This is a genomic window from Alteromonas antoniana (genome assembly GCF_019249295.1).
Taxonomy (GTDB): domain Bacteria; phylum Pseudomonadota; class Gammaproteobacteria; order Enterobacterales; family Alteromonadaceae; genus Alteromonas; species Alteromonas antoniana.
Genome location: NZ_JAESDH010000004.1, coordinates 95,834 through 117,950, shown reverse-complemented (window position 1 = coordinate 117,950; position 22,117 = coordinate 95,834). Strand labels below are relative to the sequence as shown.

Genomic DNA, 22,117 nt, shown 5'->3' with positions numbered 1-22,117 from the left:
ACAATTTTTGCAAAGGCGACCTGATGCGAACTGCAACTTCCTACAAAATGCCTGGCAATTGCTGCCTTTTCGTAGTGCTTTTCATGCTTTCTGCGTGCCAGACAACCACAAAACCGCCACAGGCAGCCTTCCAATGGCAGCCAGTAACATTAAACTTTGAAGGTCCGCAGACGTCAGAAACTGACCCAGTGAACCCGTTTACCGACTACAGGCTTTTGGTACGGTTTGTTCACCAAGATAGTGAACGCGTTATCCGTGGCTATTACGCTGCAAACGGCAACGCGGCCGAAACCAGCGCGTCCAGTGGCAACGTCTGGCAGGTGAAATTCACACCAGACCGTCCCGGACTATGGCGATACCACGCCTCTCTTTATAAAGGGGCAGGTGTAGCGTTGGCCGACAGGCCGGAAGCTGGACAACAAATCCCTATCACTAACGCAACAGGTAACCTGAAAGTCGTGAAAGCTGAGAGCCAAGCAACTGGCTTCCATGCGCTTGGCACACTCTATACAAAGGGCCGGTACTATTATACAGCTGATCAGGATAAGGTCTGGCTTAAAGGGGGAACCAACAGTCCTGAGAACTTGCTGGCATTTAATGAATTTGATCAAACCTACCGCATTACTACCCAGCAAAGGGATGGTGAAGCCAGCAGCGGCACTGACATCCACGAGTACAAAAACCACCGCAAAGACTGGCTGCCAGGCGATCCTACATGGCAAAGCGAAAAGGGTAAGAATCTCATTGGCGTGATGAATTACCTTGCTGACCGAGGCATGAACAGCGCGTACTTTCTGACACTTAATATAGAGGGCGACGGGAAGGATGTGTGGCCTTATACCAGTCCAACTAACTTTGAACGTTTCGATGTCAGCAAGCTGGCGCAATGGAACGTGGTGTTTTCTCACATGCAGAAAAAAGGTATTGCACTTCACCTTGTCATTCAGGAGACAGAAAATGAGCGCTTGCTGGATGACGGCGATACCGGTCCTTTGCGTCAGTTGTATTTTCAGGAGCTCATTGCCAGATTTGCACATCACCCCGGACTTATATGGAATCTGGGTGAAGAAAATGGCCCTGCAGAATTTTCGCCTGATGCGCAGACAGACGAACAGCGTATTGCAATGTCGCGTTTTTTGAAAGAAGCCGATCCCTACTCACACCCTGTCATTATTCACACTCACTCTACCCCCGAGTCCAAAGATGAAATATTAACCCCGCTACTCGGAGAGTCTTCATTAGATGGCCTGTCTTTTCAGGTGAATCTGCGGGAGCAGGTCTATTCTGAAATCACGAAATGGCTGAGTAAGGCTGAAAGTCACAACCGCAAATGGGCGATCACCATGGATGAAATAGGTGAATGGATGGATGGGGCGAAAACCGACACCGTTGATCCAACCCATGACACCCTCAGACGACACGCCTTATGGGGCAGCCTGATGGCTGGCGGAGCCGGCGTTGAGTGGTATTTTGGAGCACACCAGCAACATAACGATTTAACTGCAGAGGATCTTCGTTCACGCGATAATTTGTGGCGGCAAACAAAAGTCGCTCTGGACTTTTTCAATCAGTATATTCCGTTTGAAGAAATGTCGCCGGCGCCTGCTGTTGTATCAAACGAGAATGTGTACAGCTATATAAAGTCTGGCAATATCTATCTGCTTTATATTCCAGAGGGTGAGTCAACTGACCTTATGCCGGGCTGCACCGGGGCCAGATACTCGCTGTCGTGGTTTGATCCCCTGCACGGGGGCGACCTTATTCGCGATACAAAAGTACTTTCTGGCAAGACACTATCAATACCTGCAGCACCTGGTAATGGTGACTGGGTAGCACTAATACAACGTCTTAAGTAACTTCAGATAGAATAGCGAGCCACCAAGGGCGTACCAGCTCACTAAAGGCCTTTCCCGGCATCAAAGGAAGGTCGCCGATCTTCAAGATAAGTTGTGATGCGAAACATCATCGCCCTGATTGTATCTCGCTTATCTACCTTGATTCAGGCTATGTGAAAGACATAAAAAAGCCGCCAGGAAAGGCGGCTTTTATGCGAAAGCGTACTTTACGCCAGGACAGGCTGGGCGTAGCGAATAGGCGCGTCTTCCTGAGAATCATAAGTGATGTATTCCCAGCACTCTTTTTGCGCCAGCACGGCATTGAGCAGTTTATTGTTCAGCCCGTGGCCAGTTTTGAAAGCACGAAGCTCACCGATAATGCTGTGACCACCAAGATATAGATCGCCCACTGCATCTAAGATCTTATGCTTTAAGAACTCATCGTCATAACGCAGACCTTCCGGATTCAGAATGCGAAACTCGTCCAGCGCCACGGCGTTTTCCATGCTACCGCCAAGTGCCAGATTGTTGGCATTCATGTACTCCAAATCGCTCATGAAACCGAATGTACGAGCGCGGCTGACTTCATCCACGTAGGAACAGGAATCAAAGTCCATAACCATATGCTGACGCGTCTGGCTGATTACCGGATGGTCGAAGTCAATTCGAAAATCAACACGAAAACCATCATGCGGCACCAATTCTGCCCACTTGTCACCGTCTTCAACGCGTACCGGCTTTTTAATGCGAATGAATCGCTTAGCGGCATTAAGCTCTTCAATGCCAGCAGATTGCAAAAGAAAAACAAACGGGCTGGCACTGCCATCCATGATCGGCAGCTCGTTGCTATCAACCTCAACAATGATGTTATCAATACCCAGACCCGCCAGCGCGGACGCCAGATGTTCTACCGTCTGAATGCTAACGCCATCATCATTGTTTAAACACGTACATAGCATGGTATTACCCACCGCGTCCGCACGTGCAGGGATGTCCACATGAGGTTCAAGGTCTACACGCCGGAATACAATTCCTGTATTCGCAGGCGCAGGCCGGAGAGTCATCGTGACCTTTTCCCCTTTGTGAAGCCCTATTCCGGTTTCCTGAACCGGGTGCTTGATTGTACGTTGTCTAATCATCTCGTTTGCTTTTACCTGTCTAAAAAGCGGTCGCGCATTATAGTGAGTTGTCACTTACATGTCAAAAATGTGTCACACGAGTACCTAAGTAACAGATACTCATACACATTGTGACAACGTAAACGCGTCAAAATTCAATAAACGTGAACTAGTCCGCTTGCTTGCGCAAAAATGCCGGAATGTCCAGATACTCAAGATCAGAACCAGGCTGCGCTTCATCTTCCGCTTTCAGCGCCTGATTACCATCTGTCGACCCGACACTGCTGCTGCGTGGTTCGTGGCTGGACTGATGCGACCCATATTCGCGGGCACTTGCAGACAAGCGTGAACCTTCAGAGCTTACCAGTGAAATGTCAGGCTTACGCTCTGCGCCAATGCCGGTAGCAACGACGGTTACACGCAGCTCATCTGTCATTTCCATATCAATCACAGTACCCACGACAACCGTCGCGTTTTCTGATGCGAAAGCCTTCACGGCATTACCCACGGTCTCAAATTCGTCAATGGCGAAGTCAGGACCTGCGGTAATGTTTACCAGGATACCGCGTGCGCCAGACAGATCGATATCTTCCAGCAGCGGACTGGCGATAGCAGCTTCGGCAGCTTCTTCAGCACGGTCTGCACCTGATGCAGCACCAGAGCCCATCATGGCTTTACCCATTTCAGACATCACAGTACGCACGTCAGCGAAGTCGACGTTAATCAGACCCGGACGGGTGATAAGCTCGGCAATACCCTGTACGGCACCGCGTAATACATCATTTGCCGCACTGAATGCCTGCAGCAATGGCGTACCCGGTCCCATGACCTTGAGCAGTTTTTCGTTAGGAATGGTGATCAGTGAGTCAACATTGTTTGATAACTCGACAATGCCCTGCTCAGCAAACGCAGTACGCTTTTTCCCTTCGAACGGGAAAGGCTTGGTTACCACGGCGACGGTCAGAATGCCCATTTCACGGGCAATCTTAGCCACTTCCGGGGCAGCACCGGTTCCGGTACCACCACCCATGCCCGCGGTGATAAACACCATGTCCGCGCCGTCAAGCGCCTGACGAATGGTCTCGCGGTCTTCATGAGCAGCCTCACGACCAATGTTAGGATCAGCACCTGCACCCAGGCCTTTTGTTACGCTGGAACCAATTTGCAGCGTGACATTGGCACTTGAGCTTCGCAGCACCTGTGCATCAGTGTTGACAGCAATAAATTCTACGCCTTCAATGCTTTGTGAAACCATGTGTTCCACTGCATTGCCACCGCCGCCACCGACACCGATGACTTTGATTACGGCTTCTTCGCCGTGACTATCCATTAATTCAAACATACTTACTCTCCGGTTGTACGTCTTCAACACTAAGCCAGGTCATATACTGCTGATCAGATGCCTCCATGCCGATCAAAAATGCCGTAGCCTTAGCGCCCCCAAAATAAAAAATTAAAATTCACCTTTAAACCAGCTTTGCACCCGGTGAAATAAACTCTCACCTGGCTTCTGCTTACTGGACTTATTATTCTCTGCTTGCATTTTACCGTAGTGTAAAAGCCCTACGGCTGTTGCAAATCCAGCATCATCAACGTATTCGGACAAGCCTTTTACATTGATGGGGTTGCCCACGCGCACGGGCATCTGGAACAATTCCTCTGCAAACTCAACTGCCCCTTCCATCTTGGCAGTGCCGCCGGTTAGCACAAGGCCGGCTGCGATTTGCTCTTCCAGACCGCTGGCTTTAATCTCATCCAAAACCAGCTCAAACAGTTCCTGATATCGCGGCTCAATGACTTCCGCCAGTGTGTGTCGCGACATCACCCGGGCCGGCCGTCCGCCAACGCTCGGGACTTCAATACTTTCTTCCATGCTCACCATGTCTTTGAGAGCACAGGCATAATTCACTTTAATCTCTTCCGCATTGCTAATTGGCGTGCGGAAAATTTTGGCGATATCACTGGTTATCTGATTCCCGGCAACAGGGATCACCGCGGTGTGTCGAATCGCGCCATCAGTGTAAATTACGATGTCCATCGTACCGCCACCGATGTCGACAACACATACACCCAGTTCACGCTCATCGTCGGTTAGCACCGCATAACTTGACGCCAGCGCCGAAAATATCAACTGGTCGGCGTTAAGCTCGCATCGTTCAATGCACTTCACCAGGTTTTTCGCCATGTCGTCGGCGCACGTAATAATGTGTGCATCCGCCTCCATTCGTACGCCAGACATGCCAATAGGGTTTTTAATTCCCTCCTGCACGTCGATAGTGTATTCCTGCGGTAACACATGCAACAAACGACGTTCAGCTGCAATCGGTACACTACGCGCCGCATGAATGACGTTATCTACGTCTTCCTGCGTCACTTCCTGATTATTAATAGGTACCATGCCATTTTCATTCTGGCATTTTACATGGCGGCCACTGATGGACATAAAGACTGACGATACCCGGCAATCTGCCATGAGTTCCATCTCGTTCACTGCGCGCTGCACCGACTTCACCACCAGGTTCAGATCGTTAACACCGCCTTTATCCATGCCTTTGGCCGCGTGTGTACCCACACCAACAATACTGATTTGGTCATCATCCAGCAGCTCGCCCACTACGGCTTTTACCTGACTGGTACCGATATCCAGACCGACAATCAAATTGCGTTCAGCTGGTTTTGACATGGTTTCCTTAACTCTCTTGTTTACGCTTCTCGCTGTCCGCTGACTTCCAGCCGACAGCTAATCCTGTGTCATAACGAAGGTCGACATATTTGACGTCCTTCGGTTGTTGTTGCAGCAACGGATATATATCAATAAACCGTTGCAGACGGTCGATAAACTCTTGCCTTCCCAGGTTCAGGTCAACGCCGTTTTTTAACTGTAGCTGCCACGCAAAACGTTCACTCAGTGACAGTTCACTGATTGCCATGGCGGTGGTAGCAAGCAGCGACTGCATAGCGTTATAGCCTTCCAGCGCTGTCTTCTCACTGCCGCCCGGACCATATAGCCTTGGCAAATCCAGTTCCTGATCCTCACCATCAAAGGTTTCGCCGTAAGGATTCAGTATTAAATCGTCGTTCCAGTGTGCGACCGGCGTCTGCTCTACCAGATAGATTTTCAGCGTGTTCGGCCACTGCTTTCTCACCGACGCGCGATAAATCCAGGGCTGCGCCTCAACCAACCGGAACACTTCGTTCACATCCAGGGCGAAAAAGCTTCCCGGCTGTGACGTTCTTATCAGTCGTTCGAGCCGTCCGATATTGACGTGCTCAAACTCACCGGAAAAGTCGACCACCTGCACCGGCATTTGTTGTTCGTCCTGCATCCAGCTATAGGCTTTCAGTCCGCCAACAATCAGGCCAATGAAAACCAGCACTAAAAAGGCGACGCCTGCCCATAGTTCCTGTGGTTTTCTTGACGATGTCATTGCATGTCGCCTTACGCGTCATACGCGGGCATACTGGTCGCCAGTATAGCCATTACGAGATCGTCAAAACTGATACCGGCGGTTTTAGCCGCTTTCGGTACCAGACTTTTTTCTGTCATGCCGGGCACGGTATTGGACTCCAGCAGATAAAAATCGCCGTTCACGTCCTGCATCACATCCACACGCCCCCAGCCTGAGCCGGAAAGCGCGCGAAACGCCCGGATTGACAATGCTGCTAATTCCGCCTCTTTTTCATCCGATAAACCACTGGGGCAGAAGTACTGCGTGGTATCGTCCTGGTACTTGGCAGCATAGTCATAAAATGTGTGGGGGGTAGACATGCGGATCGATGGCAAAGCTATACCCTGAACCACGGAAACTGTGAACTCAGGTCCATCGATATACTGCTCCAACAGAACCTGATTATCGTATTTAAAGGCGTCCTGTATGGCAGTACTTAATTGTTTAGCGCTAGTCACTCTGGCCATCCCGATACTCGAACCTTCACGAGCCGGTTTCACCATGACCTCATTCCCCAATTCATGCATTATAGCGCCGCATGATCCAGCTTCAAAGTCACTTTTATCAGCAATTTGGTATTTTGCCGTCGACAATTTCAGACATTCCCAAATCTGCTTACTATGAATTTTATCCATTGCCAGTGCAGAGCCCAAAACGCCGCTTCCGGTATAAGGAATTTTCAGCTGTTGTAAGGCGCCCTGCATCGAGCCATCTTCGCCACCACGGCCGTGCAACATGATAAGTACACGACTCACGTTTTCGTTTAGCAAATCCGTGAGTGGCCGTGCTGCCGGATCAAACCCAAAGGCATCCACACCTTTACGCAACAAGGCATTCAGCACCGCTTCACCAGACTTCAATGACACGTCGCGTTCGGCGGAATCGCCACCAAACAAGACGGCAACCCGCCCATATTCCTGCGCGCTGTATGTCTTCATGACGCTGCACTCTCATCAAGTAGTACGGACGGCTCAAGCTTCGCCTGTGCCAGTTGCTTTGCAATTTGTCCGATGTTGCCGGCACCCTGTGTCATCACAATATCGTTATCCTGCAGGATGTTAGCCAGAATTTCCGGCAACGCCGTTTTATTGCCAACATAGACAGGTTCTACCTGGCCACGTTGACGAATAGAGCGGCATAGCGATTTACTATCAACCCCTTCGATAGGCGTTTCACTCGCGGCATAAATGTCCAATAGCAATAAAACATCTACCTGTGACAGCACCTCAACAAAATCTTCGTACAGGTCTCGCGTGCGGCTATAACGGTGCGGTTGATACACCATCACAATTCGGTTCTCAGGCCAGTTAGCTCTGGCCGCAGCAATGGTCGCTTTCACCTCAGTCGGGTGATGTCCGTAATCGTCTACCAGACTGACCTTACCCTTACTGGTGTCAAAGTCGCCAAGTAACTCAAATCGACGACCTATTCCACCGAAACTGGCGAGCGCTCGCACGATAGCCTCATCGTCTATGCCTTCATCCGTTGCCACGGCAATGGCTGCCAGCGCATTTAATACATTGTGCATCCCTGTCAGATTGAGCGTCACTTTCAGTGACGGCCGGTCCGGACGCAACACCGTAAAACAGGCTTTGCCGAACTCAAGGGTGATATCAACTGCGCGCACATCATTGTTTTCATCAAATCCGTAGGTAAGAATATTACGCCCTATACGTGGACAAATTTCCTTAACATTGGCGTCATCTCCACACACGATTGCCTGACCGTAGAACGGTAGGTTACGCAAAAAGTCAACGAAGGTATCTTTGACTTTCGAGAAGTCCCCGCCATAGGTATCCATGTGATCAGCTTCGATGTTCGTGACCACTGAGACCATTGGCTGCAGGTGCAGGAACGAGGCATCACTCTCATCAGCTTCGGCTATCAGATACCGGCTTTTGCCTAACCGTGCGTTGGTACCGGCGCTGTTTAACAGCCCGCCAATTACAAAGGTCGGGTCATAATCAGCTTCGGCAAAAATGGTTGCTATCAGACTGGTGGTCGTGGTTTTCCCGTGGGTACCTGCTATCGCAATACCGTGACGAAAGCGCATCAGTTCAGCCAGCATTTCCGCCCGGCGAATGATGGGGATACGCTGCTCGCGTGCCGTTTGTATTTCCGGGTTTTCTTCGTTTATGGCGCTGGATACCACGACGACGTCTGCGCCAGCAACGTTCTCTGATTTATGACCAATAAAAATCTCTGCACCGAGTTCGGCGAGGCGATGTGTCATCGGTCCCTGCTGAATGTCAGAGCCCATGACGTCATACCCTTCATTTAACAGGACTTCTGCAATTCCGCCCATACCGGCACCGCCAATACCGATAAAGAAAATTCGTTTCACTTTCCGCATTTGCGGACTTTGGAATGGAGCTTGTAACACCATTATGCCGCCTCTCCTGCCAGTGCTTCACACTGTGCTACTACTTGTTCAGTGGCTTGTGACTGTGCTTGTTGCCGGGCCATGTGGCCCATTTTCTGACACGCTTCAGGATCGGATATCCATTGCCTGACAGCCTGTCCTAAGTTTTCTTTTAACAATGACTGCGGGATCATCAGTGCCGCTTTTACTTTCACCAGTGATTGCGCATTTTTAGTCTGATGATCATCGACGGCATGGGGCAGCGGCACGAAGATCGCGGCTCGTCCGGCTGCAGCGACTTCAGAAACCGTCAGTGCACCGGCGCGACAGACAATAAAGTCCGCCCATTCGTAAGCCTGCGCCATGTCATCAATAAATTCTGTAACCTCAGCCGCCCCATTTGCGTTGGCATATGCGCGCTCAACCTCTTTGACATTTCCTTTACCGCACTGATGGCGTATTTTCAGGCCCTCCAGTCCGGCACAAACCGGTGGTACGGTTTCATTCAGCGGACGTGAACCCAGACTGCCACCAATTACCAGAATGTTAAGCGGTACAGACATCGATGTTTTTTCTGATACGCTCCAAATCTCATCGCGCACCGGGTTGCCCACGGTCACCACGTTTTTGTTGGCAGAAAACTGCGAACGCGCGTCGTCAAAACCCAGCATGATGGTTTTCGCGAACTTAGCCAGTAACTTGTTTGTCATTCCTGCCGCGGCATTTTGCTCATGAACAATCACCGGTATACCGGAGGTCCAGGCCGCTACGCCGCCAGGCCCACTGGCATAACCGCCAAAACCAATTACGATATCCGGCGCGATGCGCTGAATCAGTTTGCGTGCCTGAAACAGGCTTCTGATCAGCGCCATTATTCCTTTTACCTTGGCAGACAAGCCTTTTCCGCGGATCCCTTTCACCGGCAAAAACGAAATCGGATAACCCCGCTTCGGCACCACGTCGGCTTCCATCCGCTCTGCGGTACCCAACCACTGGATATCCCAGCCTTTTGCTTTAAGCGCATCAGCCACGGCCAACCCCGGGAACACGTGTCCGCCAGTACCACCGGCCATAATCAGGCATCGCTTAGTCATGCTCTGCCTCCTCGGCCACGTCATCAATCATGGCTTTGGCTTTGCGCTTGCCCTCTTCGCTGGTTGCTTTTGACGGCAATCGCGCTTTGTCTTTCTTGCTTAATGCCTGCACACCATCTACCCGCAATTCGAAATCGATGCGCAATAGTAACGCAACGGCAATCGCCATGATAATCAAACTCGAACCACCGTAGCTCACCAGCGGCAATGTCAGCCCTTTGGTTGGCAATATGCCTGCACTTGCGCCAATGTTGACTGCAGTCTGAAAGCTGAACCAGATACCAATGCTATATGCCATATACCCGTCGAAAGGACGACCTTTAAGCAATGCCGCATTGCCTATTTGCAAGGCGCGGATCACCATCCACAGAATCAGTGACAGCACAGCCATAACGCCAACAAAACCAAGCTCTTCTGCGAGAATGGCCATAACAAAATCGGTATGCGCTTCCGGCAAAAACTCCAGCTTCTGCAAGCTGTTACCCAGCCCCTGCCCGAACCAGTTGCCACGCCCGTAAGCCATTAGCGACTGCGTCAGCTGATAACCGGCGCCAAATGGATCCGCCCAGGGATCGAGGAAAGATGTCACCCTTTTCAGCCGGTATTCTTCAAATACAATCAGCGCCACAACTGCCATCAGTCCCACAAACGCCAGTGCAAAAAACTGCCACAGTCTGGCACCAGCCAGAAACAACAAACCGATAGTCGTGGCAAACATCACTACCACGGTGCCTAAGTCAGGCTGCAGCAATAGCAACATAGCGAGAATAAAAAATACGACCAGCGGCTTAAGGAAGCCTTTGAGACCCTCAGTAACTTCTTCGTAGCGGCGCACCAGATACCCGGCAAGGTAGGCGAAGAAAAACAGTTTAGCCGGCTCAGCTGCCTGAATGGTAATAGGGCCAATTGCCAGCCAGCGGGTACTGCCGTTGACACTGCGTCCCACCAACAACACCGCCACCAGCAGCCCTATCGCAGCTAACAACAAATACGGATTGCTTACCCGCCAGAACGTCAGTGGTAATTGCATCACCGTCATTGCCGCAATCAGCGCAATCACTATGTAAATAGTATGACGTATCGCGAAATGAAACGGGTTGTCGAACAGACGGTCGGCCACCGGCATAGAGGCGGATGTCACGATAATCAGACCAATTGACATCAGCGCAATCGAGACAATCACCAGGCCAGTGTCGTAAGGTACGCCCGACTTCACCTCGCCATGGCGAGCCGCAAATAAATCAGTCAGTCTGGAGGCGGCTTCAAGCATCAGCTGTTACCTCCTTCACGGCTTCAGCAAACACGGCCGCACGATGAATATAGTTGTCAAACATATCCAGACTGGCGCAGGCCGGTGAAAGCAGCACAATATCGCCTGCTGCAGCTTTCTCATAGGCCAGCGCAACCGCTTCAGACATTGTCTTCACGCAGGCTGACGCCGGAGACAGCGCAGCAAGTCGCTCGCCGTCACGTCCAAGCGCAATAACAAATGAAACATGTTCGCTAAACGCCGTGGACAGAGGGGAGAGATCAGCGCCTTTGGCGTCTCCCCCGGCAATGAGGATCAGGTTTCCGGTACACCCGGGGCCGAGGCCTTCAATCGCGGCAAGGGTGGCACCGACGTTCGTGGCCTTTGAGTCGTCTATCCAGCGAATACCCCGGTGTTTCGCGATTTCTACGCAGCGGTGAGGAGCAGAGGTAAAGCGGTATACCGCATCAGCAGCCTGAGCGGGCTCGACACCGGCCACTTTCGCCATTGCCAGTGCCGCCTGGATATTCAGCACATTGTGCGATCCCACCAACTGAACATGCTGCATGTTCACAACCGGCTTGCCATCAAACGTTATCCAGTTGTTGGTAAAACCAAAACCCACTTCAGCAACGTCCAGACCATAAAGCACAATATCCCTGACCGGTGTTGTCGGACGGGTTTCAGCCTGCCCGCGCCACACTATGGCGGTATCGCAGTGCTGGAAAATACGCTGTTTGGCATCCAGATAGCGCTGCATGTCGCCGTGACGATCCAGGTGGTCATCAGAAATATTCAGAATAGCGCCAGCCTGAAGTTTCAGTGACGATGTGGTTTCCAGCTGGAAGCTGGATAGTTCCAGCACAATGGCATCCAGTGACATCGACAACGTGTCCAGCACCGGCGTTCCCACGTTGCCGGCTTCCACCACGGCCTTGCCGTTCTCTTTAAGAATATGAGTAAGTAACAACGTGACAGTGGTTTTACCGTTAGAGCCGGTAATACCAAAAGCAGGCACGTCATTCAGTCGGGCAAATAATTCAACATCGCCGATGATCTCTACCCCTGCTTGCGCCGCATATTGTACTGCCGGTAACTGAGGGTTAATGCCCGGACTTAAAATCAGTAAATCAACATCCGACCAGAATGCCGCCGGCGGTTCGCCAAGCGTGACAGGCACGTTAACAGAGTCAGGGACATTAAGGTGTTCACGAGTATCCCACGCCGACACCTTCACTTGTTGAGCTGATAAAAAGCGCACGCAAGCCTGACCGGTCATACCGAGTCCTGCTACCACAATATGTTGTGCGCTGTTTATTGCTTTCATTAACGTAGCTTCAATGTTGCCAGCCCCACCAGGACCAGAATGATGGAAATAATCCAGAAGCGGACAATGACCCGCGGCTCTGGCCAGCCTTTCAGTTCGTAGTGGTGATGAATGGGTGCCATGCGGAAAATACGTTCACCGCGTAGCTTGTACGAGCCCACCTGTAGGATGACCGAGACGGTCTCCATCACAAACACGCCGCCCATGATGATAAGCACGATTTCCTGTCTCACCAGTACCGCCAGAATGCCGAGTGTACCGCCCAGCGCCAGCGAGCCAACATCGCCCATAAAGACCTGTGCCGGATAGGTGTTGAACCATAAAAATCCAAGCCCGGCGCCCACCATGGCAGTGCACACGATCACCAGTTCACTGGTAAGTGGAATGTGCGGAATGTTGAGGTAGTCAGCGAAGTTCGCGTTACCCGTGACATAAGCGAATATCGCAAATGCTCCTGCTACCAGGATAGTCGGCACAATTGCCAGACCGTCCAGCCCGTCTGTCAGGTTCACCGCATTGCTGGTGCCCACAATGGCGAAATACGTGATGATAATAAAGAACACGCCTAACTGCGGGAATACCTCTTTAAAGAAGGGCACAAGCAGCGATGTTTCTACTGAGGTAGTAGAAGAACTATACAGATAAAACGCGACTACCAGCGCGATCACTGACTGCCAGAAATACTTCCAGCGGGCAATCAGCCCTTTGGCGTCTTTGCGTATTACCTTACGGTAATCATCCACAAACCCGATGATGCCGTAACCGATAACAATACTCAGAGTGACCCACACATACCGGTTCGTCAGGTCCGCCCATAGCAGAACACTGGTAACGATAGCGGCAAGGATCAACAAGCCCCCCATTGTCGGCGTGCCGGCTTTGGAAAGGTGGGATTGCGGGCCGTCGTCACGCACCGTTTGTCCAATCTGCATCCGTTGCAGACCGCGGATCATTTTAGGGCCTATCAGTATGGCGATAAGCAGCGCCGTCAAGGTGCTTAAAATAGCGCGCATGGTCAGGTACGAGAATACATTGAATCCCGTATCAAACTGCGTTAACCAATCTGCGAGCCAAATTAACATGCAATGCGCTCCCGACGGCGATCAAGCTTTCCCAAAGGGGATGCCTCAATTGCGTTAACCACCCGCTCCATCTTCGAGCTCCGAGAGCCTTTCACCAGGATTGAGATATCACGTTGCTCGGACAACAGTCTGTCTTCCATTTCCGCCATAAGCGACTCTACATCGGAGAAATGCTGACCGCTGCTGCCAAATACCGAGCTGGCGGACTGACTTAATACACCTAACGTAAACAGGTGATTAATGCCGTTTTCCAGCGCATAGCGGCCTACTTCTTCATGATAGAAGCGTGCTTTTTCACCAAGCTCAGCCATGTCCCCTAACACCAGAACCCGAATGCCTGAGAATGTCGCGAGCGTATCAATGGCAGCATTCACTGAGGCCACATTGGCGTTATAAGTATCGTCGAGAAGGCGAATCTGGTCAGTCAGCATTTTTACATTTAAACGTCCACTTACCTGCTTCATGCTAAGTAAACCATCACGGACATCTTCCAATGTAGCGCCGACCTGCATGCACAGTGCCGCAGCCACCAGCGCGTTGCCAACATTATGCAACCCCGGAATCGTCAGCTGGATGCCAATTTCGCCCTTCGGTGTGAGCATCTGAAATGCCGCGCAACCATCCAGCCCGACAATAATGTCGTCAGCGCCAAAATCGGCATCGTTGGCTTGGTCAGGCGCGAATGTCTGCACCTTTTTGTGTTTCAGTTTGCCCTGCCAGAATTCGGCAAACTGGCTGTCTGTATTCACAATGGCAACCCCGTTATCGCCAAGCCCTTTAAAAATTTCGCTTTTCGCCCGGGCTACGCCAAGCAGGCTGCCGAAGCCTTCAAGATGAGACGCCGCGGCATTTACGATAGTGGCCACATCCGGCTTAACGAGACTGGTGGTGTAGGCGATCTCGCCTAAATGGTTTGCCCCCATCTCGACCACCGCAAAGTCATGTTCTGGAGTCAGACGCAGTAACGTCAGCGGCACACCAATATCATTGTTGAAGTTGCCTGCAGTGGCTAACACCGCCCCCCGGCGCGCCAGAATCGCTGCGCACATCTCTTTGACGGTAGTCTTGCCGCTACTGCCGGTGATCCCCACCGTTTTTGGCGCAACCTCAGCTTTCACTGCCGCGCCCAGTGCGCCCAGCGCCTCTTTCGTATCTTTCACGTAGATAACAGGCACGTCGGCAGTGACCGGTTCACTGGCAATAACCGCGCTGGCACCAGACTTCACGGCCTGTTCTACAAATTTATGGCCATCAAAGTTTGCACCACGCAGTGCCAGATAAACGGCACCATCCGGTAACGTGCGGGTGTCGGTGCTGACATCAGACACCGTAATATTTTCCCCTTCCAGCGTTCCGCCAGTTTTTTCGGCGATCCACGACAGCGTTGTTGTTATCATTTGCTGTACTCCTGTTGCAAACGCGCCAGTACTGCGCGCTCGTTATAACCTGTCTTCGTTGTGCCGATAATTTGGTAATCTTCGTGCCCTTTACCGGCAACAACAATCAAATCTTCTGGCTTTGCCTTATTCAGGCAATAGCGGATGGCTTTCTCTCTGTCTGCCTCACACACGGCACGTTCCGGTTTTTTCAGTCCGGAAATAATGTCGTTTGCAATCGCCTCGGGCGCTTCTGTACGACAGTTGTCGGTAGTGATCACAATGTGATCGGCGCCGTTTTCTGCGGCCTCTCCCATTAATGGCCGTTTCCCGGCATCCCTGTCGCCGCCGCATCCAAACACACACCAGACTTCACCACCGGTGTGTGCTCTGGCACTGGCAAGTACCTTCTCCAGTGCATCCGGCGTGTGAGCGTAATCCACCACCACATTGGCATGTGAATCAAAAGCGAAGACCTCCATACGGCCTTTTACCGGATGCAGCGCGTTCACTACCCGCATCACGTCTTCAAAGCGCTCACCTTCGGCCAGTAACGTTGCCACCGCACTTAGTACATTGCTGATGTTGAAGGTACCGAACAGCGGAATGGATACCTTTGCGTTGCCCCATGAGGTTTCCAGCGAAAAGTCGCACCCAGCACTATGGTATTTCACGTTTGTGGCCAAACAATGGCGATCCTGGGATGCAATCTGACCGCTGACATCCACGCCGGTCCAGACAATACTTGCGTCCTGCGGCGCAGCATTTGCCCAGTTCTGGCTTTCTCTGTCTTGCGCATTAAGTACCACCGCATACAATCCGTGCTGATTTAACAGCTCACGTTTTGCCTGCGCATACGCTGTCATCGTACCGTGGTAGTCGAGGTGATCCCGCGTGAGGTTGGTAAATACCGCTACATCTGTTTTTACTTGTTGAAGCCGCCCCTGCACCAGCGCATGAGAGCTGGCTTCAAATGCCGTATGGCGAACTTCCTGTTGCACAAACTCTGCCAACAGGTACTGCATGCGGATGGCATCCGGGGTCGTGTTGGCCGCAGGGGACTGAGACCATATAGTTTCTTCCCCTTCGTATACGCCGCTTCCCAGCGTACCGATGGCGGCAGAGCGCGTGCCAAGCGCATCCTTTAACTGCGATATCAGCTGTACAACCGAGGTTTTGCCGTTGGTTCCGGTTACCGCCACCGTGGTCATTTTCATGGCCGGGTAGTCATAGAATGCGGCTGCCAGCGAAGACAGCATGTCAGGTAATTCAAACAGCGAAATAATCACCGAATTGCCACGCATTTCCAGCGCGCCGTGGGCATTACTGTCGTCGGTTTGCGCCAGTATAACGCGGGCGCCTAAACTGATTGCCTGAGGAATAAAATCTCTGCCGTCACGTTCGTGACCCTTAATCGCAACAAACGCCAGCTTGGTGTTAACTTCACGGCTGTCCAGCGTCAGCCCTTCAACCCGAATATCCGGCGCGTCAATGCCAAACTTTGCCATCAGGGAACGGGTGCTCTGAATGAATGCACTAACTACCATTACCAGCTCCTTTCATCCACAAGGTTGACGTCACCTGTTTATCATCCGGCGCGATATTCAGCAGCTGCAATGAACCGCCCATAATGGCGGAAAAGACCGGCGCAGCAGTGTCACCAGCATGGTACAAGTCGCCACCCGGTTCGTTGATCAACACCACAGTCACCAATTGAGGATTGGAAACAGGCGCGACACCGGCGAAGATGTTGACATACTCCTCGCCATATCCGCCTGCAACGGCTTTTCGGCTGGTTCCGGTCTTACCGGCAACGCGATACCCGGGAACCGCTGCTTTCACCGCAGTGCCCCCTTTTTGGGTCACACTCTCCATCATTTCCAGAATGGCGGCGGCGTTTTTCTCGCTTATCACGCGTTCCTCGGCTGGCTGCCAGCCTTCTGTTTGTGGCTTTTTGATAATCTGCAGCGGACGCTTGATGCCGCCGTTACCCAGCGTGGCGTACATGCGTGCCAGCTGTGCCGTCGTCACCGAGATGCCATAGCCAAATGACAGCGTGGCCAGCTCAAATTCGGACCAGCGGCTGCGCTCATGAAAAATCCCGTTGCTCTCACCCGGCATGTTAGACCCGGTATCAGACATCAGGCCCATGTTGTAATAGGTGTCCAGTAAAAACGGTTTGGGCACAGACAGCGCCAGTTTGGAGGTGCCCATGTTGCTGGAGTGCTGGATAATCCCCTCGAGCGTTAACTCACCATAATTGCGGAAGTCTTTTACCAGGCTGCCACCTAAACGCATCCAGCCAGGGTTGGTGTCAACGATGTCACCTACTTTGACACCACCAAACTCCAGTGCCGCTAGTACCGCCATCGGTTTGAGGGCTGAGCCGGGCTCAAAGGCATCCGTAATTACCCGGTTGCGCATACGATGCGGTGCAACGTCACTGCGGTCATTAGGATTAAACGACGGCGCGTTGACCATTGCCAGCACTTCGCCGGTGTGCACGTCCAGCACAATGGCAGACGCTGAGCTGGCCTGGTAGTACAACATGGCTTCTTTAATTTCGCGGTAAGCCAGCGCCTGAATGCGCTGGTCGATGGTCAGTTGCAGATTGCCCGCTGCTTCACCGGATTTGGTTTCCAGGATCTCTACCTGACGTCCTTTCGCATCACGACGAATTTTCCGCGAGCCCGGCGTACCGGTCAGCCACTCATCATACAGTCTCTCTAACCCTTCGATGCCGTTATCGTCGACGTCGGTAATCCCGATTATCTGTGCCGCCACTTCGCCTGTAGGATAATACCGACGGCTCTCGCGGCGAAGGTATATGCCCGGAATATCCAGTTTATCCACATACTCCGCCATTGCCGGGGACACCTGACGCTGCAGATAGACAAAGCGTCGTTCCGGGTTACTGACGCGCTCACGCAGCTCATTAACGTCTTGTCCAAGCACGTCAGCCAGCGCTTCCCAGCGACGATTCTGTGAAAAACCATCACGGTCATGAATAATTTTTGGATCCGCGTAGATCGCGCGCACAGGCACGCTGACCGCAAGCTCGGCACCATTGCGGTCAGTAATAAGGCCGCGGTAGCTCGGCATATCCCGTGTTCGCAAGGTGCGGCTGTCGCCCTGTTCAATCAGCGCGTCAGGCTCAATCACCTGAATATAGGCCGCACGCACTGCCAGCACCACAAATACCGACACCACGGCGATCAGCACCACAACAAAGCGCCAATGCACCAGTGACGGTGTGACGTTTTGTTTCGCGCCACGGCGCGATTTTGTGCGTTTCATGGCAGCGGTTGTCATTTCAGTTTCACCACCACTTCCTGCTCGGCCGTCGGGCGATGCATGTTCAGCTGTTTCTGTACCAGCGCCTCGATGCGGTTATGCTCAGTCAGTGCACGCTGTTCCAGAACCAGATTCCGCCATTCAACATCCAGTTGATCTTTCTCTTCCATCAGATCTTCCAGTGCGATGACCTGCTGGCGATTATGGTGGGTGCTTAAGATCACGGCCATAGCACTTCCCATCACCATTAAATACAACAAAACCCGCAGTTTATTGCGGGTCAGATCTGAGACCAGAATGAGCAGTAAATTAAAATTTGTATCCCGCTTCTGGCGGCGTTTTGGCGACGTCATAGTTTTTCCGCCACCCTCAGAACCGAACTGCGGGAACGCACATTCTGCGCGATTTCCTCCTCTGTCGGTTTTATCGCTTTACCCAAGGTGCGCAACACTTTATCCGCATCAATTTCGGCCTGCGTAATGGGCAGGTTGTGCGGTACTGCTTTGCCCCGGCTTTGCTCTTTCATAAACCGTTTTACCAGTCTGTCTTCCAGCGAATGGAAGGAGATCACAGCCAGTCGGCCCTCTTTTGCCAGTATGTCGACGGCGGCTTTTAAGCCAACCCGGAGTTGGTCAAGCTCTGCGTTCACGTAAATACGAATACCCTGGAATGCCCGTGTAGCAGGATGCTTAAACTTGTCTTTTACCGGCACGGCTTCATCTATCAGATCAGCCAGTTCTTTAGTGCGCGTAATGGGGGTTATTTTTCGACGATTAACAATGGCGTGCGCAATACGCTTACCGAATTTTTCCTCACCAAATTCTTTTATCACCTGAGTAATGTCCTGCTCTTCCGCAGTCGCCAGCCAGTCTGCTGCACTCATCCCCCGGGTGGTATCCATACGCATATCCAGCGGGCCATCTTTCATAAAGCTGAAGCCACGCTCGGCATCGTCTAATTGCGGCGATGACACACCCAAATCCATCAGCACGCCGTTGATTTTGCCTTTTAGGCCACGCTCAGCCAGTGCGTCAGCCATATTGCCAAAAGGCTCATGAATAATGGAAAAGCGTGCGTCATCAGCAAAACGTTTTGCTGACTCAATCGCCTGCGGGTCGCGATCAAAAGCAATCAGTTTGCCGTTTGGGCCCAGCGCGTCGAGAATAGCAGCTGAGTGACCACCGCGACCGAAGGTAGCATCCACATAGATGCCGTCTGGCTGGATAGCCAGCGCTTCGACACATTCGTGCAGTAATACCGAAACGTGCTTAAATTCAGGCTGCGTCATAGTGAGAAGTCCTGCAGACGTTCAGTAAGTTCAAAGTCGCCGCTGCGCTCGGTTTCCATATCAGATTCGATTTGATCTGCCCAGACTTGCGCGTCCCAGATTTCAAACTTGTTCAACTGGCCGACTAACATGACTTCTTTAGAGAGTTTGGCGTGCTGGCGTAATGGCGTTGGGATCAGTATCCTGCCGCTTTTATCCATTTCGCCTTCGGTAGCATAACCCAGCAGTAAACGTTGCATACGACGCTCTGCTGGTACCATACTGGAGAATTTGCTTAGTTTAAGCTCGATTTCTTCCCATTCGGGAAGTGGGTAAAGCAGCAAACAACTTTGTTGTGTGTCGACAGTGCAGACCAGTTGTCCGGTACAATCATCCAGCAGGGATTGGCGATACTTCGTTGGTATGGCCAGCCTCCCTTTTGTATCCAGATTGATTGCATTAGCGCCGCGGAACATTCCCCTAGCCTTTTATTATTTGCTTTTGATTTTCTTGTTTTTTGAGCACTGATCTGCAAAACGTTGATAGCTCGATCCACAATTTGCCACTTTTACCCACTGATTGACAGTTTAGGTATCAATGATCCCCACTGTCAAGCAAAAATCCCCCGTCAAGCCCGCGTAAATACTGGGTTTAGACTGTTCATCCATACAGTGTTTCATCGAAGTCGCTGAAATACAGCAGAAAAAACATGGATCCTGGCGAAAAATCCAACATTAAATTTAACGACTCAGGCGCTGTGAGTGCTTCAGGATGAGTGAATACTCACCAAAGCCGAACTATTGATAGACAAAACGACGTTGGGCAACCTTTTCCTCTCTTCACTCGCTTTTTTCACAGCCCATATTGCTGCACATCAGCATATTGCCGCTTGCATTGACTTCGCGCAAAGCAAGTACCACTGCCCTGTGCTATCTATTAATGTTGATGACGAAAATACAAGTGACAACACAATGACAGAGGTACTGGCAACGATCGCTGCAGCATTGGGTGGGCTGGGGATCTTCATCCTCGCGATAGGCATGATGACTGATGGCCTTAAAGCAGCCGTGGGCCCCGGTCTTCGTACGCTGCTTGCTACCTGGACTAAAACACCAGGCAGGGGCGTGGCAGCAGGGTTTCTCATGACCGCTATTGTGCAGTCATCCAGTGCGGTGACCGTCGCTTCACTTGGGTTCGTTAACGCCGGACTGATGAACATGCGTCAGGTACTTGGCGTAATCTTCGGGGCTAACGTAGGCACCACTATGACGGGTTGGCTGGTTGCCCTGGTAGGGTTTGAGTTCAGTATTCAGAAACTGGCGCTACCATTGATTGGTATCGGTATGATCGTCCGACTGATTCAGTCTCAGGGCCGGCTCGCATCTGCCGGACAGGTTTTGGTGGGATTTGGCCTGTTTTTTATGGGACTAGACGTTCTCAAAACCGCGTTTGACGGGGTAACCCAGACATTTGCCCTGGAACAGATGACTGCCACCGGCGTGCTGGGAATAATAGGGTATATGGTGATAGGGATTATCATGACTATTTTAACCCAGTCCTCCAGTGCGACTATTGCCATTACTATTACTGCCGCATCCAGCGGTGTAGTGGGTTTATATGCTGCTGGCGCGATGGTAGTCGGCGCGAATATCGGCACCACATCAACCGCTATTTTCGCCGCGTTCAATGCCACCTCCCCGGCAAAACGCGCTGCGCTGGCGCAGGTGTTGTTCAATCTTGGTACCGCCGTTATAGCGCTCATCATCCTGCCGGTTTTGTTCTATGTGGTCGAGCTGTTCAGTCAGGCTATGGGCATAAGCACGTCCCCTGCCATCTCTCTGGCGCTGTTTCACACTTTGTTCAACATCATGGGCCTGTTGCTTATATTTCCACATACTACCCGCCTGGCAAACTGGCTGGAGACGCGCTTTCGCACCTGGGAAGAGAAAGAGTCTCATCCTAAATATATCGATCATACGGTCGCCAGAACGCCGGCACTTGCGCTATTTGCGCTGGTCAAAGAATTACAGGCGCTGCAGGTACGGGTGCTCGCGCTGTTTCAGCTTGCCACTTACGACTCCATCCAGAATACCCGTCAGTTTCGTGCGCAAAGCACGGTAATCAAATCCTTAAGCTCTCAGATATCGCGCTTTATTGTCACTCTGGAAACCGCTGAGCTATCTGATGAAACCACCGAGCAACTCGCCACTTTATTACGGGTTGAACATTATCTGGCAGACTGCACGGCAAGAATCGAGATGCTGTCCAGCGCATGGGCGTTTCATGGTGCACTGCAGGACGAAGCGCTTGAAACCAGACTGGGCAGCTACCTTCAGCAACTCCATCAAATGATGAGTATGAGTATGGGCGACGCGCCATTAGAAGGGCATGAGCCCATGTTGACTATGGAACAGCTGGATCAGACCAGAGAATCGCTGAAGGCCGCGTTAATTATGGCCGCTACCCAGCATCGTATTGAGATTGAAAATATGTCTGCCGCTATCGAATGTATGCAGGATGCCTGGCACATTGCCAACACCTGGCAAAAAGCCACGCAGCGGATCAGCTCACTCACAGCCGTACTGACACCCGAAGGGGCGCTACAAGACGCGACTACCGGCGCTGCGTGATGTTGCAACGAAATCATTTACAAACAACGAGGAC

Annotated in this window: 18 protein-coding genes; 2 read left to right on the top strand and 16 right to left on the bottom strand. The window is 51.8% G+C overall.

Going from position 1 to position 22,117, the window contains the following annotated elements; genetic code table 11:
* The first annotated feature begins 23 nt into the window (after positions 1 to 23).
* Positions 24 to 1,856 (top strand): DUF5060 domain-containing protein, encoded by a 1,833-nt coding sequence (locus JKP77_RS04580; protein ID WP_218310021.1) that lies wholly within the window; start codon positions 24 to 26, stop codon positions 1,854 to 1,856.
* Between the two features lie 206 nt (positions 1,857 to 2,062).
* Here JKP77_RS04580 and lpxC read toward each other — a convergent pair whose 3' ends face one another.
* The 16 genes from lpxC to mraZ all read right to left on the bottom strand — a co-directional run bounded on the left by lpxC (position 2,063) and on the right by mraZ (position 19,929).
* Positions 2,063 to 2,974, bottom strand: coding sequence for a UDP-3-O-acyl-N-acetylglucosamine deacetylase (gene lpxC, locus JKP77_RS04575; RefSeq protein ID WP_218310020.1), 912 nt, complete (start codon positions 2,972 to 2,974; stop codon positions 2,063 to 2,065).
* Positions 2,975 to 3,122: 148 nt separating this feature from the next.
* On the bottom strand, positions 3,123 to 4,295 hold the full coding sequence (gene ftsZ, locus JKP77_RS04570; RefSeq protein WP_218310019.1) for a cell division protein FtsZ: 1,173 nt from the start codon (positions 4,293 to 4,295) through the stop codon (positions 3,123 to 3,125).
* A gap of 111 nt (positions 4,296 to 4,406) precedes the next feature.
* Positions 4,407 to 5,636: a cell division protein FtsA gene (gene ftsA, locus JKP77_RS04565; protein ID WP_218310018.1), complete on the bottom strand. Its 1,230-nt coding sequence runs from the start codon at positions 5,634 to 5,636 to the stop codon at positions 4,407 to 4,409.
* A 7-nt stretch (positions 5,637 to 5,643) separates the two neighbouring features.
* On the bottom strand, positions 5,644 to 6,381 hold the full coding sequence (locus JKP77_RS04560; RefSeq protein WP_218310017.1) for a cell division protein FtsQ/DivIB: 738 nt from the start codon (positions 6,379 to 6,381) through the stop codon (positions 5,644 to 5,646).
* An 11-nt stretch (positions 6,382 to 6,392) separates the two neighbouring features.
* Positions 6,393 to 7,340: a D-alanine--D-alanine ligase gene (locus tag JKP77_RS04555; RefSeq protein WP_218310016.1), complete on the bottom strand. Its 948-nt coding sequence runs from the start codon at positions 7,338 to 7,340 to the stop codon at positions 6,393 to 6,395.
* The gene (gene murC, locus JKP77_RS04550) at positions 7,337 to 8,788 is read right to left on the bottom strand and encodes a UDP-N-acetylmuramate--L-alanine ligase (RefSeq protein ID WP_218310015.1); all 1,452 of its coding nucleotides are present in this window, start codon (positions 8,786 to 8,788) and stop codon (positions 7,337 to 7,339) included. Before murC ends, JKP77_RS04555 begins: the two co-directional genes overlap by 4 nt.
* The gene (gene murG, locus JKP77_RS04545; protein WP_218310014.1) at positions 8,788 to 9,858 is read right to left on the bottom strand and encodes an undecaprenyldiphospho-muramoylpentapeptide beta-N-acetylglucosaminyltransferase; all 1,071 of its coding nucleotides are present in this window, start codon (positions 9,856 to 9,858) and stop codon (positions 8,788 to 8,790) included. Before murG ends, murC begins: the two co-directional genes overlap by 1 nt.
* Positions 9,851 to 11,128: a cell division protein FtsW gene (ftsW, locus tag JKP77_RS04540; RefSeq protein WP_218310013.1), complete on the bottom strand. Its 1,278-nt coding sequence runs from the start codon at positions 11,126 to 11,128 to the stop codon at positions 9,851 to 9,853. The genes murG and ftsW overlap by 8 nt, the downstream gene beginning before the upstream one ends.
* Positions 11,121 to 12,434 (bottom strand): UDP-N-acetylmuramoyl-L-alanine--D-glutamate ligase, encoded by a 1,314-nt coding sequence (gene murD / locus JKP77_RS04535; protein ID WP_218310012.1) that lies wholly within the window; start codon positions 12,432 to 12,434, stop codon positions 11,121 to 11,123. The genes ftsW and murD overlap by 8 nt, the downstream gene beginning before the upstream one ends.
* Positions 12,434 to 13,516, bottom strand: coding sequence for a phospho-N-acetylmuramoyl-pentapeptide-transferase (gene mraY, locus JKP77_RS04530; RefSeq protein ID WP_218310011.1), 1,083 nt, complete (start codon positions 13,514 to 13,516; stop codon positions 12,434 to 12,436). Before mraY ends, murD begins: the two co-directional genes overlap by 1 nt.
* The gene (locus JKP77_RS04525; protein WP_218310010.1) at positions 13,510 to 14,913 is read right to left on the bottom strand and encodes a UDP-N-acetylmuramoyl-tripeptide--D-alanyl-D-alanine ligase; all 1,404 of its coding nucleotides are present in this window, start codon (positions 14,911 to 14,913) and stop codon (positions 13,510 to 13,512) included. Before JKP77_RS04525 ends, mraY begins: the two co-directional genes overlap by 7 nt.
* Positions 14,910 to 16,439 carry a UDP-N-acetylmuramoyl-L-alanyl-D-glutamate--2,6-diaminopimelate ligase gene (locus tag JKP77_RS04520; protein ID WP_218310009.1) on the bottom strand — a complete coding sequence of 510 codons (1,530 nt, stop codon included), beginning with the start codon at positions 16,437 to 16,439 and terminating at the stop codon, positions 14,910 to 14,912. The genes JKP77_RS04525 and JKP77_RS04520 overlap by 4 nt, the downstream gene beginning before the upstream one ends.
* A complete protein-coding gene (locus JKP77_RS04515; RefSeq protein ID WP_420840041.1) occupies positions 16,429 to 18,189 on the bottom strand; it encodes a penicillin-binding transpeptidase domain-containing protein in 1,761 nt (586 codons plus the stop codon). Before JKP77_RS04515 ends, JKP77_RS04520 begins: the two co-directional genes overlap by 11 nt.
* Positions 18,190 to 18,200: 11 nt before the next feature.
* On the bottom strand, positions 18,201 to 18,539 hold the full coding sequence (gene ftsL / locus JKP77_RS04510; RefSeq protein WP_218310007.1) for a cell division protein FtsL: 339 nt from the start codon (positions 18,537 to 18,539) through the stop codon (positions 18,201 to 18,203).
* Positions 18,536 to 19,474 (bottom strand): 16S rRNA (cytosine(1402)-N(4))-methyltransferase RsmH, encoded by a 939-nt coding sequence (rsmH, locus tag JKP77_RS04505; protein ID WP_218310006.1) that lies wholly within the window; start codon positions 19,472 to 19,474, stop codon positions 18,536 to 18,538. Before rsmH ends, ftsL begins: the two co-directional genes overlap by 4 nt.
* Positions 19,471 to 19,929 carry a division/cell wall cluster transcriptional repressor MraZ gene (gene mraZ, locus JKP77_RS04500; RefSeq protein ID WP_218310005.1) on the bottom strand — a complete coding sequence of 153 codons (459 nt, stop codon included), beginning with the start codon at positions 19,927 to 19,929 and terminating at the stop codon, positions 19,471 to 19,473. The genes rsmH and mraZ overlap by 4 nt, the downstream gene beginning before the upstream one ends.
* A 495-nt stretch (positions 19,930 to 20,424) precedes the next feature.
* Here mraZ and JKP77_RS04495 point away from each other — a divergent pair, with 495 nt between their 5' ends.
* Positions 20,425 to 22,083: a Na/Pi cotransporter family protein gene (locus JKP77_RS04495; RefSeq protein ID WP_218310004.1), complete on the top strand. Its 1,659-nt coding sequence runs from the start codon at positions 20,425 to 20,427 to the stop codon at positions 22,081 to 22,083.
* Positions 22,084 to 22,117: the final 34 nt, after the last annotated feature.